Genomic DNA, 17,042 nt, shown 5'->3' on the forward strand with positions numbered 1-17,042 from the left:
TAAGTCTTAAGAGAGGCAAAAACTATGATTTTTATCAGTCTGGCAATTATGATATTTGTCATAGTTTATCAGACCACACTTCTTCAAATTTGCAACAAATAGATTTTTATGTCTGAGTCTACTTGTTTTCACTGCGGAATTGATTGTGGTAAAACGGTAATTAAATTTGATCAAAAAACATTCTGCTGTAATGGGTGCAAAACCGTATATGATATTTTTTCGTCTAATGATCTATCCTGCTATTATGACCTACAGTCTGCTCCTGGAGCCATTCCTAAAGAAATTCAAGGAAAATACGATTATCTCGATACTGATATTATTGCTAAAAAATTAATCGAATTTGATGACGGAAATACCCAAATCATAACACTATACATTCCTCATATACACTGTAGCTCTTGCATTTGGATTTTAGAAAACTTACATAAACTTCAAACTGCAATTACCGCTTCCCAAGTGAACTTTCCAAAAAAAACGGTTCGTATCACCTTTAAAAGTGATGCTATCTCACTTAAGGAAGTAGTTATTTTACTTCATACTATAGGTTACGAACCTTATATTAGTCTTGATGATTATGCTACAGCAAAAAAGAAAATTGATAGGAGTTTACTCTATAAATTAGGCATTGCAGGTTTTGCTTTTGGAAATGTAATGTTTCTGTCCTTTCCAGAGTATTTTGAAGTATCAGAATACTGGCTTGAGCAATACAAACCTATTTTTAGATGGTTAATGTTTGCCTTTTCTATACCTGTAGTTTTTTATGCTGCACAGGAGTATTTTATTTCAGCATATAAAGGTTTGCGTTCTAAATTATTAAATATCGATGTCCCCATTGCTTTAGGAATTTTGGTTCTTTTTTTACGTAGTACAGCAGAAATTATTTTTGATTGGGGGACTGGTTTTTTTGATAGCCTAACCGGTTTAGTATTCTTTTTACTGCTTGGGAAATTTTTCCAGAAAAAAACCTACTCCTTTTTATCTTTTGAAAGAGATTACAAGTCCTATTTTCCTATCGCAGTAACACGAATTTCGACTGCGAAGCATAAAAAAGAACGAAAAGAAGAAAACATACAAATATATGATATCAAAAAGGGAGATCGATTGTTGATTAGGAATGGTGAATTGATCCCTGTAGATGCCATTCTTATCGATGGTAATGCGCAAATCGATTATAGTTTTGTAAGCGGAGAAAGTGATTCTGTTCATAAACAGTCAGGCGATACTCTTTTTGCAGGAGGGAGACAACTTTATGGGGCTATTGAAATCGAAGTATTAAAATCAGTAGAACAAAGTTACCTTACTCAACTCTGGAGTAATGATGTATTTAACACTGATAAATCAGCATCTTTTACTAATCTCACTGATATTATAAGTAAATACTTCACAATAGCTATTTTGTGTATCGCTATAATTTCTACTTCATATTGGTTATTTACAGATGTTTCAAAAGCTATACACGTTTTTACAGCAGTACTTATTATTGCTTGTCCATGTGCATTAGCATTAGCGAGACCCTTTGCATTAGGTAATATTCTGCGAATCTTCGGAAAAAATAAATTTTACCTTAAAAATGCAGATGTAATAGAACGATTGGCATTGACTGATACTATTATTTTTGACAAAACGGGTACCATAACCACCACGATAACGAGTAACGTAACTTATGAAGGAATGCAATTAACTCCAGAGGAAGAATCTTTGCTCAAAAATACACTTCGAGCTTCAAATCATCCGCTTAGCAGAACACTTTATAATGTTTTAGCAGAACATGATATTCTAACTTTGGATGAATATCAGGAATATGTGGGCAAAGGTATTGAAGGTAAATCTGCCGATCATACCATTAAAATAGGCTCTCCAAACTTTGTAGGAAATGAAGACCTTTCTAAAGTATTTAGTACAACTGTGCACGTAAGTACTAATGATGAATATAAGGGCCATTATACTTTTTATAACCAATATAGAAATGGTGTAAAAAAAGTATTTAATCAACTATTTAAGAACTATCAACTAGCCATATTATCAGGTGATAATGAAGGTGAAAAGGAATACTTGCAAAAAGTATTGCCCGAAAACACTTCTTTAATCTTTAATCAAAAACCCGATGATAAACTTAATTATATAAAAATGTTACAACAACAACATAAAAAAGTAATTATGGTTGGTGATGGGTTAAATGATGCCGGAGCTTTAGCACAAAGTGATGTAGGTATAGCTGTATCAGAAAATGTAAATGTATTCTCGCCGGCTTGTGATGGAATTTTAGATGCCTCTCGATTTGATAAGATATCAACCTATCTAATGATATCTAAAAATGCTATTAAAATTATTAAATCAAGTTTTATATTATCTTTTTTATATAACTGTGTTGGACTTTATTTTGCTGTGACTGGTCAGCTTTCTCCAATAATAGCTGCAATATTAATGCCTTTGAGTTCGATATCAATAATAGTATATGTTACCATACTAACCAATTGGATAGGTCAAAAAGTAAATGATAATCATAAGGATTTATAATTTGTTCCTAAATGTTTAAAACACATTAAATATGGAAACTACAGAGGACCATAACCCAATGGCACATTTCCAGCAATGGTTTTATGAAGTCGAAAAAGCTCATCCAGAAGACGAGGTTAATGCGATGATATTATCAACTATAGGTTTAGATGGTTTTCCAAAAAACAGAATTGTTTTATTAAAGCGTTTTACCTGGGAAGGTTTTGTTTTTTTCACTAATTACTATAGTGAGAAGGGAAAAGCGATAGCAAAGGACAATAGAGTTTCTTGTTCTTTTAATTGGACTGCTTCAAAACGTGAAGTCCTTATTACTGGAAAAGCAGAAAAAATCCCAGAAAATCTATCTGAAGGATATTTTGAATCACGTCCAGAAGGAAGTAAATTAAGTGCATGGGTATCTCATCAAAGTGATGTGATTTCTTCTAGAAAAGTATTAGAGGACCGCCTAAAAAAGTATAAAACAAAATTTAAAAACAAAATCATTCCTAAACCTAAGTATTGGGGCGGATATATAATCAAACCAGAAACGATTGAGTTTATCTTACACTCTGAAAAAATAAAATTTAAACACAGGACAAAATACAGACTTCTATCTAATTATTGCTGGTCTAAGAATATACAAATTATTATAGATTAAAGATCTTTATTAAGCTAATTCTTTACTTTACAACTGGCTATCCCAAATAATTTATATAATGGACACCAACCCATAAAACCAGTAATAACTAATACTCCTGATACTGATAATAAAACAATTCCTAAGGTATCAGATATAAAATTGTTATAAAATAAATATGCTAATACTACACCTAAAATGATTCTAATGATAGCATCTATCTTTCCTAAATTCTTTCGCATAACGATTTAATTTAAAAGTGAATACTCTATTAACTTCTATAAAGTTCTTAAAGAATTTGAAAGTATTGTATGATAAATGTCACCTATAAAATGAAATAGGAAAAATCAATGTATTGCAAAAAAAAGGCTAAATCCTAATAGAATTTAGCCTTATCAACACATAATAACACTCCACTTAATGCGCATAGCATTTAATTCTTCTAAACAAAGTCTCGTCATAATTGTAAAGATTTGTTGTGCAATCCAAAAACATATTTTGTTTTTGTGTCGCTGATTTTAGTCTTTTTCTGATGTTTCTTAAAGTTCTCATGATGATTAGTTTTTATTCCCTGTTGTTTCGGGAGTTGATTGATGTAAAATTTAACTATCGTTATTTATAACGCCTCTTTGTATTCCAGGTATATCCTACAGTTCCACTTAATTTTCTTGTAATTCTGTTGCTATCTAAAGTTCTCATAATTTCTGTATTTTAATGATTTTGATATATAAATTGATCTTTTGGTTTTTATAGTAAGATTATCTGTAACGTCTCTTTGTGTTCCAGGTATATCCTTTGGTTGCACTTAATTTTCTTGTAATGCTATTGCTATCTAAGGTTCTCATAATTTCTATATTTTAATTGTTTTTGATTATAAATTGTTATCTCTTGATGTTAGTATTTAGGTTATCTGTAACGTCTCTTTGTGTTCCAGGTATATCCTATAGTTGCGCTTAATTTTCTTGTAATTCTGTTGCTATCTAAAGTTCTCATATTTTATATATTTAATTGTTATTTATACTTACTAGACGTCAAGAGTTTATTTTTGTTACAGTACTATGTATAAAAAGGTACTATTTTAACAATTATTAACATTTTGTACCTCAAAAACAGGTACTGGGAGTTGGTTTAAGCCTAGAATGATCCTTTATTATTAAAACCTGACAAATGTCATTTTTTAAGAAAATCTTCAAACATACTTTTGGCTCACAATCAAAGTAAGCATGAGTGTAATCTATGTACTCTTAACGATTAGTATTATCGTTGCCATCGTCTTTTTTATAAGTTTTATTATATCTGTCAGGAATGGACAGTATGATGATGTGTACACTCCTTCTATTCGAATGCTCTTTGAGGATGAACTTATAAAAGAAAACAAAGAAAAATCTTCAGAATCCAATAAAACTAAACAATCATAATATGGAAATGGAACAATTCTATTACGATAATAAAATCGTGAAAAAATTCTTATATGCAACCATGTTTTGGGGCATTGTAGGAATGTCTGTAGGTCTACTACTAGCATTCATGTTTTTATTCCCTAATGTAACAGATGGTATCTCATGGTTGAGTTTTGGTCGTTTAAGACCATTACATACAAATGCCGTTATTTTTGCTTTTGTAGGTAACGCTATCTATGCAGGAGTCTATTACTCTACCCAGAGGTTGCTAAAGACCCGAATGTTTAGCGACGCATTAAGTAATATTAATTTTTGGGGTTGGCAGTTTATTATTGTTTTAGCCGCAATAACATTACCATTAGGATATACTTCTTCAAAAGAATATGCAGAACTCGAATGGCCAATTGACATTGCTATTGCCATCATCTGGGTAGTTTTTGGATGGAACTTAATAGGAACTATTTTAAGAAGACGACAACGGCATATGTATGTAGCAATTTGGTTTTATCTTGCCACTTTTGTTACTGTTGCGGTTTTACATATTTTTAATAGCCTCGAACTTCCTGTAAGTGCTTTAAAAAGTTATTCTGTATATGCAGGTGTTCAGGATGCATTAGTACAATGGTGGTATGGCCATAATGCAGTTGCATTTTTTCTTACCACTCCTTTCTTAGGATTAATGTACTATTTTGTTCCTAAAGCTGCCAATAGACCTGTATACTCATATCGATTATCTATTGTCCATTTCTGGTCTTTAATATTTATCTATATCTGGGCAGGACCTCATCACCTTCTATATTCATCTTTACCTGATTGGGCACAAAATCTTGGTGTAGCATTTTCTGTAATGCTTATTGCTCCATCATGGGGAGGTATGATTAATGGCCTCTTGACCTTAAGAGGAGCGTGGGATAAAGTACGTACTGATCCCGTTTTAAAATTTATGGTAGTTGCCATTACAGGTTATGGTATGGCCACTTTTGAAGGGCCAATGCTTTCTTTAAAAAACGTAAATGCTATTGCTCATTTTAGTGATTGGATTATAGCACATGTTCATGTTGGAGCTTTAGCATGGAATGGGTTTTTAACTTTTGGTATGATCTACTGGATGGTACCAAAACTAACCAAAACAAAATTATGGTCTACAGGCCTTGCTAATTTACATTTCTGGATTGGTACTTTGGGGATTATCATGTATGCACTACCAATGTATGTTGCCGGTTTTGTGCAGGCATCTATGTGGAAACAATTTAATCCCGATGGGACACTTACCTACGGTAATTTCTTAGAAACCGTTAATGAAATCATTCCTATGTATTGGATGCGTGCTATCGGAGGTAGTTTGTTTATTTTGGGAACCTTTGTAATGCTATATAACATTATTAAAACGATACAAAGTGGAAGTAAAGTTACTGATGAATTAGCCGAAGCTGCTCCGTTACAAAAAGTAACTCGATTTAGAACTGCTAACGAAGGGTACCACACCTGGCTAGAAAGAAGACCTGTTAAACTAACCATCTTTGCTACAATTGCAATTTTGATTGGTGGTATTGTTCAAATCGTTCCTACCATAATGGTAAAATCCAATATTCCAACAATAACCAGTGTAAAACCTTATACTCCGCTTGAGCTTGAAGGAAGAGATCTCTATATACGAGAAAGTTGCGTATCCTGTCATTCACAAATGATTCGACCATTCCGTAGTGAAGTAGAACGTTATGGAGAATATTCTAAAGCTGGTGAATATGTATATGATCACCCTTTCCTTTGGGGAAGTAAACGTACTGGACCCGATTTAATGAGGATTGGAGGAAAATATTCTGATAACTGGCATTTAAATCATTTTTATGATCCACAAACTACCTCATCAGGATCAATTATGCCTAGTTATAAATGGTTGATTAAAAACAAACTTGATCGTTCACAAACCGAAGATAAAATGAATGCTATGGTATCTCTGGGTGTCCCTTATACTCCAGAAGAGATAGACAGAGCACAACAGTGGATGGATGAGCAAGCAACGCAAATTGAAAAAAATCTGTACACCGACCCTGATTTTGCAAAAACATATGAAGCTGATAAAAAATATGCCAAGGAAAACGGATTGGATTTTATCGAAATGCGCGATAGAGAAGTCGTTGCGCTCATAGCATATATCCAAAGATTAGGAACTGATATAAAAGTTAAAAACCAAGAGAACATAGTTCAAACTAAAGAATAAACGCCATGCTAAAATTTATAAAAGGTCACATGGAGAGTATTGAAGGTATTGAGATCTATCCTATGATTTCATTACTCATATTTTTTATATTCTTCGCCGGATTATTCTGGTGGGTGATCACAGCAAAAAAAGAACATATAAAAGAGGTAAGTCAAATTCCTTTAGAAACCGAAAACGATATACAATCATGAGAAGTACTTCATCCTATTTAAGAGTGCTTGCCTTTTTAGGTATTGCTTATATATTAATAGAACTTACTGTCGAATCTGGAGAACAATCTGCATTCATTGCACAACCATTAACATGGTTAGTCTTAGGAATGGTTTTACTATTTATTGTGGCGATAGAGATTAGTTTACAGGCTTTAAGAAGCATCTTGTTTCGCTCTTTAAATCCAGAGGCCCAAGAACGTTATCTCCTGGCAGAAAAAACTAAAAAAGAAAAACAATTTGGGTGGATTAAAAAGATCTATCTAAAATTATTGGATAGTAAACCTGTAGAAGAAGAAGGTGAGATTATTCTTGATCATAATTATGATGGGATTCAGGAACTGGATAATAATCTCCCGCCATGGTGGGTGTATGGTTTTTATGCAACCATCGTATTTGGAGCTGTATATTTAGTTCGCTTTCATATTTTCAATGATTATACACAAACAGAAGAGTATGAAACTGAGGTTGCCGAAGCCAAAATTGCTATCGAAGAATACAAAAAAACTGCAAAAGACTTAGTCGATATAAACACAGTAACTCTGCTTACAGAAGCCTCAGATATTAACGCTGGAAAAGCAGTTTTCACTACAAATTGTGTAGCATGTCACAAAGCTGATGGTGGTGGTGGTATTGGGCCTAACCTAACCGATGAATATTGGATTTTAGGAGGCGGTATTAAAAATGTATTCAGGACCATCTCTGAAGGAGGACGTGATGGAAAAGGAATGGTTGCCTGGAAACAAACTCTGAAGCCTGCAGAAATGGCTCAAGTAGCAAGTTATGTGATTTCCCTCGGGGGAACAACTCCTGCCGAACCTAAAGAAGCTCAAGGTGAAATATGGATTGATCCAGATGCACCTCAAGAAGAAACTCCTAAAGAAGAGATCCCCGAAACTATTTCTGATTCGACAAGCATAGTTGTAAATCATTAATGTTTCTGGAACCTTATATCAAAACTTAAAATAATATTCCTTTGGAAACACCCGCAAACGAAAAATTCAGAGATTCTATCGGTACCATCAACGAAGAAGGTAAACGTGCCTGGGTGTATCCTAAAAAACCAAGCGGCAAATATTATTCTTATCGCAAATGGGTAAGCTATGGGTTACTTATCTTTTTGTTTTCTGCACCATTTATAAAAATAAACGGAAATCAATTCTTACTATTTAATGTTTTAGAACGACGTTTTAACATATTTGGAGCCCCATTTTGGCCACAGGATTTTCACCTCTTCGTAATCTCAATGATTATAGGTGTTCTATTTATTACTCTATTTACAGTTGCATTTGGAAGACTTTTCTGCGGTTGGGTATGCCCACAAACCATTTTTATGGAAATGGTATTTCGAAGAATCGAATATTGGATTGAAGGAGATAGAGGAAAACAAATACGACTAGATAAGCAATCCTGGAATGCTGAAAAAATAAGAAAAAGAGGGATGAAATGGATTATATTTTTTATCATTTCATTCTTTATAGCAAACATATTTTTGGCTTATTTAATAGGAAGCGATCAGTTACTACGATACATCATAGATGGCCCTTCTGAGCATATTAGCACATTAATTTCCTTACTTATATTTACTGCTGTCTTTTACTTTGTATTTGCATGGTTTAGAGAACAAGTTTGTATTATAGCTTGCCCCTATGGTCGATTACAAGGCGTACTTCTGGACTCCAAATCTATAGTTGTTGCTTATGATTATAAACGTGGAGAAAAAGAAGCTGGAAGAGCAAAGTTTAAGAAAAATGAAGATCGTCCAACTACAGGAAAAGGAGATTGTATTGATTGTTTTCAGTGTGTCCATGTATGTCCAACCGGAATTGATATTCGTAATGGCACACAGCTCGAATGTGTAAACTGTACCGCTTGTATTGATGCATGCGACCATATGATGGAAAGTGTAAACCTACCAAAAGGATTAATACGATACGCCAGTGAAGATAATATTGCAAAAAAAGCAAAATTTAAGTTCACTCCTAGGTTAAAAGGATACAGTGCTGTACTTGTAATTCTAATAGGTGTTCTTCTGGGAATGTCTTTTTTACGAAATGATGTAGAAGCTAATATCCTACGATTACCAGGACAATTATACGATCATAAGGACGATAATATAATTAGTAATGTATACACGTATAAACTAGTCAATAAAACAACAACAGAGATTAAAGATGTTCACTTCGAATTGTTATCTCATAAAGGAAAAATAGAGCTGGTTACTCATAAAAATTTTACCGTCCCAAAACAAGGTTTGGCCGAAGGGACTTTATTTATAGAAATTAATGCAGCTGCATTAGAAGGTGATAGTAACAGATTAAAAATTGGTGTCTACAGTGGTGGTAAATTAATTGAAACAACAATAACGGCTTTTTTAGGTCCAAGAAGTTATAGGTAATATTCAGTCTTTGTATAAGTGAAAAATAGTAAAGAACCTAGAATTACGGATATAGAACAAAACACTTATAATAATAAATAAAACTGTTAATTATAATGGATTCCAGCCTATGCTGGAATGACAAACATTTTACTACCATGCATCTTTGTCATCCCATTGTAGAATGGGATCCACTGTACAAAACTAAAAAAAATTATGAAAATAAACTGGGGAACAGCTATAGTATTAGTGTTTATAGGATTCATTTCTTTCATCCTATATTTTGTTGTGCGAATGAATACTGAAAAAAAATATGAACATGATCTTGTAACAGAAGATTACTATAAGAAAGAACTTGCTTTTCAGAATGAAATCGATGCCGAGAAAAATTCAAAAAATCTAGAAAACAATATCTTAATTCATACCACTATCGATGGGTTAGTTATTTCTTTTCCCAAAGACAAGAACCCTAGTGATATTTCTGGAATGGTATCTCTATATCGTCCTTCAAATAAAAAACTGGATTTTGAAATTCCTATCTCGCTTTCTAGTTCTAAAATGATAATCAAAGATGAAAATATAATAGAAGGGCGCTGGAATATCATAATTAATTGGGAGTATAACGACACTTCATACTTGTTTAAAAAATCATTTACATACTAAAAAATGTTATTATCGGCATTCATATTAGGGTTATTAGGAAGCTTTCACTGTGTTGGAATGTGCGGCCCGATAGCTTTTATGTTGCCTGTACATCAATCAAATACTTTTCAGAAAATTTTCCGAGTTTTTCTATATCATTTTGGCAGACTGATAGCCTACTGTATAATTGGATTATTCTTCGGAATTATTGGAAAAAGTCTAAATATATTTGGCCTACAACAAAATCTATCTATTGCTGTAGGAGTGTTGATGATTATCCTCATATTAATTCCTCATCAGACCCTTAATAAATATAATATCTCTAAACCAATATATAAAGTCATTACCAAAGTAAAAAATGCATTGGGTATTGCTCTTAAAAAGAAAACACCCGACACCTTTCTTTCAATTGGTTTTTTAAATGGTTTTCTACCCTGTGGTTTAGTGTACATGGCAGTTTTTGGAGCTATCGCTTCTGGTCAAATTTTTGAGGGGAGTTTATATATGGTTTTCTTTGGATTAGGCACTATACCCTTAATGACTGTAGCAGTTTATGCCGGAAATTTCTTAACTAGAAAAGTGAGACAGCACATTCAAAAAGCTATCCCGGTGTTTGTTGTTATTATCGGATTATTATTTATTATAAGAGGGCTTGGTTTAGGTATTCCTTATCTTTCTCCTAAGCCTGCAGTAGAAATGGTTTCTGCAGACTTTGAATGTCATTAATTCTAGTGAAAATTTATATTGTCATAGAAAACAATGTAGTTTCAGGTTTACTTCGTTGCAATCTCAGATCAAATGCCATGCATATATTACGAACAAAAGGCCTTCCTTTTTCTGTTACTTTTATACTATGATCATTTTTAACTAATAATCCATCCAGTGCTAATTCTTCGAGATTCTGTACTACTTCTGGTAATTCCTTAAAATACATAATATCATTCTTCCAATTGGTTTCAAAATGACACATCAAATTTAAAATATGCTGTCTAATAATTTCGTCTTCCTTATCAAGCATATGACCTCTATATACCGGAATAATCCCTTCGTTTATAAGATGTTGATACTCTTCTATATTTTTCACATTTTGAGCAAAACCATACCAACTATCACTTATTGAAGATACTCCTAAACCAATCATTGTATGCGTTTTAGAAGCAGTATACCCCATAAAATTGCGATGTAGCGTTTGACTTTTCATGGATTGAAATAGAGTATCATGTTCTAACGCAAAATGATCCATGCCTATTTCTATATAACCAACCTCTGACAACAACTTCTTACCCATCTCATATTGCTTTCTTTTTTGAGCCCCAGTAGGTAAATCAGCATCTTTAAATCCTCGTTGTCCATTCCCTTTTTGCCAAGGTACATGAGCATAACTATAAAATGCTAATCGATCCGGAAGTAATTCTTTTGTCTTTAAAACGGTATCTACTATACCTTTTTCAGTTTGAAATGGTAAACCAAAAATAATATCATGTCCCACAGATGTATAACCAATAGCTCTTGCTGCTTCTGTAACTTCCCTTACACGCTCAAAAGGCTGTACTCTATGAATTGCTTTCTGCACAACCTCATCATAGTCTTGTACTCCAAAACTCACCCTTCTAAAACCTAAATCATATAATGTTTGTAAATGTTCACGAGTTGTATTATTAGGGTGTCCCTCAAAACTAAACTCGCAGTTTTCTGCACGTTCTACTCCACTAAAAACACCATGAATTAAATGTTGTAAATTCTTAGCAGAAAAAAACGTAGGAGTACCTCCTCCTAAATGCAATTCTCTTATTTTGGGTTTGGTTTCAAAAAGATTGAGATATAAACTCCATTCTTTTAATAATGATTTGATATATGGGACTTCTACATCATGTCGTTTGGTAATTCGCTTATTGCATCCACAAAATGTACACATGCTTTCGCAAAACGGAAGGTGAATGTAAAGACTTACTCCTTCATCATCATTACTTTCATTAAATGATCTTTGTATAGATGTTATCCATTTTTTTAATGAAAATGTATTGTCATCCCAATATGGCACGGTTGGATAACTTGTATATCTCGGCCCTGGAATATTGTATTTATGAACTAAGTTTGTCCGCATTTTTTTATTTTTTATTTTGAGTAGTTTCTACTCCTATTTAAAATTCTATTATAACCTAAGTTCAACTTATATAGCACCAATCAAAACGAAACACATTAAATTCTTCAATTCATTAAAGCTGCGCAGTTATATCATTCATGCAATACCAAAAAAGGAATGTTGGTATGATAACTTATCTTTTCGACCATAGGATGAAATAAAATACGTTGGAAAAAATTAAGGTTTTTAGCTATCATAGTAATCATATTAATCTCTCGACTCTCAATAAAACACTGCACTGCTTCTTCCATATTCGTATTGGATAAAAAATGAAAACTATGATCTAGGTTGTCAAGGGAGTCGTCCAGAAAATCTTTATTTTTCACTTGTAAAGTCGTTAGATCTTGTTCCTTTTTGGCAATATGCAACACTCTTAAACTTGCATTATTCATATAGAGTATTTCACTAATAGTATTTAGTACTCTACTTTTATAATACATGTAATAATCGGTAGGAAATACAATCTCTTTTGGCTTGGTATATGTAGCTTTTTCTGGAATTACTAAAACCGGGCATTTTACCTTAGTAATCACATCACCTGTATTACTTCCTATAGTTTTTTCTTTGAGTCCAGAAGCTCCTTTGGTTCCCATAACAATAAAATCAATATTTTTTTCCTGAATTTGTTTTCTAATTGCATCAACAAAAAAAATATATTCATTTATAGTGAAAAATCGATGTTTCGTATTTAAAGGTAATTTTTCTATGCTTTTGAGCAATGACTGCATTTGCTCTTTATTATTATGTGTATGTTTTTCTATGACTGTATCTTTTGAAGCATAGAAAGAATCTCCGCCTATCATTTCTTCAAAGGGAGAAACATGTAGAATATAAAAATTACAATTTACTTTTCTAAAAAATGAAAGGGCATAGCTTATGGCATTCCATGAATTTTCAGAAAAATCTGTAGGGATCAGGATATTCTTCATCTTAAATACTTTCTAACACAACAAATGTATTAGGATGTATTTATGAAAAGAATGACAAAAATCAGTTTAGCACTATTTTTATTCAACTAACTGAAGACCTGCTAAATCTAATATTCGAATATTACGCCCTTCGATTTCGATCAGCCCATCTTTCTTAAAATTTGATAGCGTACGAATTAAACTTTCTGTAGCTATTCCAGCAACACTAGCCAGATCATTTCTTGATATTTTGATGCTATCTTCTGGCTTTTTATTTAAAACCTGAGCAAATTGTAAAATGGTTTGTGCTGTTTTTTTTCTCACCGAACTATATGCCATCTGTAATAGTTGTTCTTTAATTTCAGAAAGATTATCGGTTAACAGTTCCATCAACTCCAGAGAAATATTTTTGCTCTTTTCCAAAATCTCTTTGAGATTGTTTTTTGATATTCCGGCCAATTCAGTGTCTTCAACCGCAGTAGCAGATTCTTGATATGGAGTATTATCTACGAAAGAAGAAAACCCTAAGAAATCATCGGCTTTATATAGTGCTGTTATTAATTCCTTGCCACTTTCATCCATTTTATGGCTTTTAATAACTCCTTTTAGAATAAGATATATTTTATTAGAATGCTCTCCTTCTTTATAGATTATGCCTCCTTTTTTAAAATTAGAAATTTCACCATGATCATCAAAAAAATTCTTGAGTTCATTTAGGTTTCTAAATCCTTCTTCATCCTCAGTTTTTGTTTCAGTACGTTGATTTTGCTCTTCAAGAATTCTTGAAATTATAGTTGCTTTAGCTAAACGACTTTCTATTGCACTTAATAATTCATCTTCTTCAAAAGGTTTGGTTAAGTAATCATCTGCCCCCAAATCCATTCCTTTTCGAATTTCTTTATGTTCAGTTTTTGCAGATAAAAATATAAAAGGAATATGATTTGTATTTGTATCATAAGACAAAGCCTCGAGTACCCCATAGCCATCGACCTCGGGCATCATAATATCGCAAACAATGATATCTGGTTTCTCTTCTTTTGCTTTTGTTATTCCCAATTTGCCATTTGGCGACGTAATTACTTTATAATCAGAAAGCTCTAAAAGCTCTGCAGTATTTTCTCTTAGTGCAGTATCATCTTCTATTAAAAGGATAGTTTTCATCGGTTTACCTAATTATTATTGGTCGTTATGTATTGGTGGTTGGTATGGTTACGGTAAAAGTAGATCCTTGATTTTCTTCACTTTTAAAGATAATACTTCCACCAAGATTTTCTAGATGGGTTTTTACAATATTTAATCCTATCCCGGTTCCTTGATCCAGTAATGCATTTTCTGCTCTAAAATATCGTTTAAAAATAAAACCTTGTTCTTTTTCAGGAATTCCAATTCCTTGATCGATAATGGTAAATGTAAGGATGTTATCTTCAAAGCCAACTTCTAAATCTATAGTTGTATGTTCCCCAGAATATTTAATTGCATTGTTAATTAGGTTTGACAAGACAAGTTCCAGAATTTTTTCATCAAATTCTATAACATAACCATCAATGTCTTTGGGGTAATTAATCCTTTGCCCGTCTTTGAGTAGCATATTTGCGTTATAAATCACTTCATTAATTACTTTGCTCAAAGGAAAGCTACTGTACTTATAACAAACTTTACCTGTTTCTAAACGCTCAATGGATAAAAAATCATTTAGAATATTATTAAGGTATTTCACTTTATTTTTGATCGTACCCAGATGTTTTTCTCTTTTCTCTTGTTGTTCTGTTTGAGTATATTTTCCTGCAAGTGTTGCTGAAGTAAGAATACCGCTCAATGGTGTTTTAAACTCGTGAGAAACCAAAGAGAGAAACTTCGTTTTTAACTCATTAAGATCTCGCTCTTTTTCTAAAGCTTCCTTAGCCTTGGCTTCAGCTTCCATTCGTAGTTTTACCTCTTCTTTTAATTCTTCAATTGTACTATGTAATTTTTCTGTACGTTCTTCTATTCTTTCTTCTAACCTTGCATTTAATTCTCTGATCTGCCGTTCCTGTTCTTTACGAAAAGAAATGTCAATCACTAGAGCCATTACATAATTATTTCCATAAATAGAAAATGGGTTTAATCCCGCTTCTACAGGGAATTTGGTACCGTCCTTTCGTACTCCGTGGATATCTCTCCCATTACCCATAGACCTTTTTTCTTTGTTACGCACAAAACCTTCAAAGTGTCCTTTATGTTCTTTATGGTGTTCTCGCGGAATAAGAATATTTAGTGGCTTTCCTATTAATTCATCGGTTTCATATCCAAATATCTCATTTGCTGATCCATTACATGCTACTATGACCTGATCTTCATTTACAACCACAATACCTTCAGAAACACCTTCTGACAAGAGTCTAAAAATATTACTTTGTTTTTCAAAAACCTTCATATAAATATTAAGTAGTGGTTGTTTATTGTATATAGATTGACTTCAAAAAAATAATTCCAAAATAATCCCTTCTTATTGTTGTATTAAATTTTACCTCCAAAAATAATACAAACGATAATAAAAACTTGTACTTCCCATTTGTTATTAGCATTCTCTAGGATACTTTAACTGAAAATTATGAAAAATTCCTTTTACCAATCTCTTTTTTAAACCTGATTTATATCATAAAAATACTCAACATCACTTCCTAAATTTATCTCACAAATTGATAAATTTTATATAATCATGACAACTGCACAAAATATAGGAATTACATTTTATCAAAATCTCGGAAAACTATTTTATGCCGTTGCTGCCTCGGATAAGGTAGTCCGTAAATCTGAGTATGATACTTTAAGAAAAATCGCGAAATCAGAATGGTTAAAAATAGATGACATTGAAGATGAATTTGGCGTAGACGCATCTTTTCAGATCGAAATTGTTTTTGATTGGTTAGATAATGAAGAACTTAATGCCGAAGAAAGTTTTAAACAGTTTGAAGCGTATTATCATGAAAACAAATCACATTTTAAAGATGCTATAAAACAACTCATTTGGACAACAGCCAATGCAATTGCTGGTGCATTTTCTGGAAAAAACAAATCAGAATTAATGATGTTGGGGCGACTAAAACTACTTTTTGAAGATAAAATTTAATTCTGAATAAGAACATGGAATTTATCGATTACTATAAAATATTAGGGATTCCAAAAAATGCTTCTGAAAGTGATATTAAAAAGGCTTATCGAAAATTGGCAAGAAAATACCACCCAGACTTAAATCCAAATGATAAGGAAGCAGAAAGGAAATTTAAAGAAATTAATGAAGCAAATGAGGTTTTAAGCAATCCCGAAAATCGTAAAAAGTACGATCAATATGGTAAAGACTGGAAACACGCTGAAGAATTTGAAAAACATCAAAAATCAAAACAACAATACAATCATGCTAATCAACAACAGCAGTATTCTAGAGATTTTTCTGATTTCTTCGAATCTATGTTTGGAGAAAGAAGTAGAGATTATGGTCGTGGAAAGGTAAAATATCGGGGGCAGGATTTTAATGCAGAGCTACATCTCGGTTTAATGGATGTTTATAAAACTCATAAGAGAACACTAACCATTAATGGAAAGAATATTAGAATTACTATTCCGGCTGGAGTTGAAAACGGACAAATTATCAAAATCAAAGGGTACGGTGGACAAGGAATAGGAGGTGCCCCCAAAGGTGATTTGTATATTACTTTTATTATCGAAAACAAAACATCTTTTAAACGTGATAAAAGTAATCTATATCTAAATAAAGATATTGATATATACACAGCCGTTTTAGGAGGTGAAATCACAATTAACACTTTGGATGGAAAAGTAAAATTGAAAGTAAAACCAGAAACTCAAAATAACACACAAATTAAGCTAAAAGGAAAAGGATTTCCTATATATAAAAGAGAAGGACAATTTGGGGATCTTTATATCACTTATACTATCAAAACACCTAAAAATCTATCCCAAAAACAAAAAGAATTATTTAGAGAACTATCAAAACTTTAAATACATTACA

At 32.4% G+C, this 17,042-nt stretch carries 16 protein-coding genes; 11 read left to right on the plus strand and 5 right to left on the minus strand.

The annotated features are described in order from the left end of the window. Positions 1-108 precede the first annotated feature (108 nt). The gene (locus DK442_RS02785; RefSeq protein WP_109434305.1) at positions 109-2,517 is read left to right on the plus strand and encodes a heavy metal translocating P-type ATPase metal-binding domain-containing protein; all 2,409 of its coding nucleotides are present in this window, start codon (positions 109-111) and stop codon (positions 2,515-2,517) included. A 31-nt stretch (positions 2,518-2,548) separates the two neighbouring features. Next, a complete protein-coding gene (pdxH, locus tag DK442_RS02790; protein WP_109434306.1) occupies positions 2,549-3,154 on the plus strand; it encodes a pyridoxamine 5'-phosphate oxidase in 606 nt (201 codons plus the stop codon). A gap of 14 nt (positions 3,155-3,168) precedes the next feature. On the opposite strand, the gene DK442_RS02795 is transcribed toward pdxH, so the two are convergent. Beyond that, positions 3,169-3,375 (minus strand): DUF2892 domain-containing protein, encoded by a 207-nt coding sequence (locus tag DK442_RS02795; protein WP_109434307.1) that lies wholly within the window; start codon positions 3,373-3,375, stop codon positions 3,169-3,171. Between the two features lie 981 nt (positions 3,376-4,356). Between DK442_RS02795 and ccoS the strand changes: the two genes are divergently transcribed. The 7 genes from ccoS to DK442_RS02830 all read left to right on the plus strand — a co-directional run bounded on the left by ccoS (position 4,357) and on the right by DK442_RS02830 (position 10,708). Continuing rightward, a complete protein-coding gene (gene ccoS, locus DK442_RS02800; protein ID WP_109434308.1) occupies positions 4,357-4,551 on the plus strand; it encodes a cbb3-type cytochrome oxidase assembly protein CcoS in 195 nt (64 codons plus the stop codon). 1 nt (position 4,552) lies between these two features. Then, positions 4,553-6,754 (plus strand): cytochrome-c oxidase, cbb3-type subunit I, encoded by a 2,202-nt coding sequence (gene ccoN, locus DK442_RS02805; protein ID WP_109434309.1) that lies wholly within the window; start codon positions 4,553-4,555, stop codon positions 6,752-6,754. Between the two features lie 5 nt (positions 6,755-6,759). Continuing rightward, positions 6,760-6,945, plus strand: a complete 186-nt coding sequence (locus DK442_RS02810; RefSeq protein WP_109434310.1) for a CcoQ/FixQ family Cbb3-type cytochrome c oxidase assembly chaperone — start codon at positions 6,760-6,762, stop codon at positions 6,943-6,945. Continuing rightward, positions 6,942-7,898: a cbb3-type cytochrome c oxidase N-terminal domain-containing protein gene (locus DK442_RS02815; RefSeq protein WP_109434311.1), complete on the plus strand. Its 957-nt coding sequence runs from the start codon at positions 6,942-6,944 to the stop codon at positions 7,896-7,898. The genes DK442_RS02810 and DK442_RS02815 overlap by 4 nt, the downstream gene beginning before the upstream one ends. 41 nt (positions 7,899-7,939) lie before the next feature. Beyond that, complete coding sequence (ccoG, locus tag DK442_RS02820; RefSeq protein ID WP_109434312.1) at positions 7,940-9,361, plus strand: cytochrome c oxidase accessory protein CcoG; 1,422 nt, start codon at positions 7,940-7,942, stop codon at positions 9,359-9,361. 195 nt (positions 9,362-9,556) lie between these two features. Further along, the gene (locus tag DK442_RS02825) at positions 9,557-10,003 is read left to right on the plus strand and encodes a FixH family protein (RefSeq protein WP_109434313.1); all 447 of its coding nucleotides are present in this window, start codon (positions 9,557-9,559) and stop codon (positions 10,001-10,003) included. Between the two features lie 3 nt (positions 10,004-10,006). Further along, positions 10,007-10,708: a sulfite exporter TauE/SafE family protein gene (locus tag DK442_RS02830; protein ID WP_109434314.1), complete on the plus strand. Its 702-nt coding sequence runs from the start codon at positions 10,007-10,009 to the stop codon at positions 10,706-10,708. Positions 10,709-10,721: 13 nt separating this feature from the next. Here DK442_RS02830 and hemN read toward each other — a convergent pair whose 3' ends face one another. The 4 genes from hemN to DK442_RS02850 all read right to left on the minus strand — a co-directional run bounded on the left by hemN (position 10,722) and on the right by DK442_RS02850 (position 15,446). Further along, on the minus strand, positions 10,722-12,086 hold the full coding sequence (gene hemN / locus DK442_RS02835; RefSeq protein WP_109434315.1) for an oxygen-independent coproporphyrinogen III oxidase: 1,365 nt from the start codon (positions 12,084-12,086) through the stop codon (positions 10,722-10,724). Positions 12,087-12,217: 131 nt separating this feature from the next. Further along, complete coding sequence (locus DK442_RS02840) at positions 12,218-13,054, minus strand: universal stress protein (protein WP_109434316.1); 837 nt, start codon at positions 13,052-13,054, stop codon at positions 12,218-12,220. Positions 13,055-13,132: 78 nt separating this feature from the next. Continuing rightward, positions 13,133-14,194, minus strand: a complete 1,062-nt coding sequence (locus DK442_RS02845) for a response regulator (protein ID WP_109434317.1) — start codon at positions 14,192-14,194, stop codon at positions 13,133-13,135. A 25-nt stretch (positions 14,195-14,219) separates the two neighbouring features. Beyond that, complete coding sequence (locus tag DK442_RS02850; protein ID WP_109434318.1) at positions 14,220-15,446, minus strand: PAS domain-containing sensor histidine kinase; 1,227 nt, start codon at positions 15,444-15,446, stop codon at positions 14,220-14,222. Between the two features lie 285 nt (positions 15,447-15,731). Between DK442_RS02850 and DK442_RS02855 the strand changes: the two genes are divergently transcribed. Both DK442_RS02855 and DK442_RS02860 read left to right on the plus strand, forming a co-directional pair. Further along, on the plus strand, positions 15,732-16,142 hold the full coding sequence (locus tag DK442_RS02855; RefSeq protein ID WP_109434319.1) for a hypothetical protein: 411 nt from the start codon (positions 15,732-15,734) through the stop codon (positions 16,140-16,142). 14 nt (positions 16,143-16,156) lie between these two features. Further along, positions 16,157-17,032 (plus strand): DnaJ C-terminal domain-containing protein, encoded by an 876-nt coding sequence (locus DK442_RS02860; protein ID WP_109434320.1) that lies wholly within the window; start codon positions 16,157-16,159, stop codon positions 17,030-17,032. Positions 17,033-17,042 lie beyond the last annotated feature (10 nt).

This window comes from Aquimarina sp. AU119, from assembly GCF_900312735.1.
Taxonomy (GTDB): Bacteria; Bacteroidota; Bacteroidia; order Flavobacteriales; family Flavobacteriaceae; genus Aquimarina; species Aquimarina algiphila.

What these genes read in the sequence shown, in the direction of transcription:
- DK442_RS02845 (WP_109434317.1), bottom strand. Translation starts at nt 14,194, where the DNA reads ATGAAAACTATCCTTTTAATAGAAGATGATACTGCACTAAGAGAAAAT.
- pdxH (WP_109434306.1), top strand. Translation starts at nt 2,549, where the DNA reads ATGGAAACTACAGAGGACCATAACCCAATGGCACATTTCCAGCAATGG.
- DK442_RS02830 (WP_109434314.1), top strand. Translation starts at nt 10,007, where the DNA reads ATGTTATTATCGGCATTCATATTAGGGTTATTAGGAAGCTTTCACTGT.
- DK442_RS02785 (WP_109434305.1), top strand. Translation starts at nt 109, where the DNA reads ATGTCTGAGTCTACTTGTTTTCACTGCGGAATTGATTGTGGTAAAACG.
- DK442_RS02795 (WP_109434307.1), bottom strand. Translation starts at nt 3,375, where the DNA reads ATGCGAAAGAATTTAGGAAAGATAGATGCTATCATTAGAATCATTTTA.
- hemN (WP_109434315.1), bottom strand. Translation starts at nt 12,086, where the DNA reads ATGCGGACAAACTTAGTTCATAAATACAATATTCCAGGGCCGAGATAT.
- DK442_RS02850 (WP_109434318.1), bottom strand. Translation starts at nt 15,446, where the DNA reads ATGAAGGTTTTTGAAAAACAAAGTAATATTTTTAGACTCTTGTCAGAA.
- DK442_RS02840 (WP_109434316.1), bottom strand. Translation starts at nt 13,054, where the DNA reads ATGAAGAATATCCTGATCCCTACAGATTTTTCTGAAAATTCATGGAAT.
- DK442_RS02810 (WP_109434310.1), top strand. Translation starts at nt 6,760, where the DNA reads ATGCTAAAATTTATAAAAGGTCACATGGAGAGTATTGAAGGTATTGAG.
- DK442_RS02860 (WP_109434320.1), top strand. Translation starts at nt 16,157, where the DNA reads ATGGAATTTATCGATTACTATAAAATATTAGGGATTCCAAAAAATGCT.
- DK442_RS02825 (WP_109434313.1), top strand. Translation starts at nt 9,557, where the DNA reads ATGAAAATAAACTGGGGAACAGCTATAGTATTAGTGTTTATAGGATTC.
- DK442_RS02855 (WP_109434319.1), top strand. Translation starts at nt 15,732, where the DNA reads ATGACAACTGCACAAAATATAGGAATTACATTTTATCAAAATCTCGGA.
- ccoS (WP_109434308.1), top strand. Translation starts at nt 4,357, where the DNA reads ATGAGTGTAATCTATGTACTCTTAACGATTAGTATTATCGTTGCCATC.
- DK442_RS02815 (WP_109434311.1), top strand. Translation starts at nt 6,942, where the DNA reads ATGAGAAGTACTTCATCCTATTTAAGAGTGCTTGCCTTTTTAGGTATT.
- ccoN (WP_109434309.1), top strand. Translation starts at nt 4,553, where the DNA reads ATGGAAATGGAACAATTCTATTACGATAATAAAATCGTGAAAAAATTC.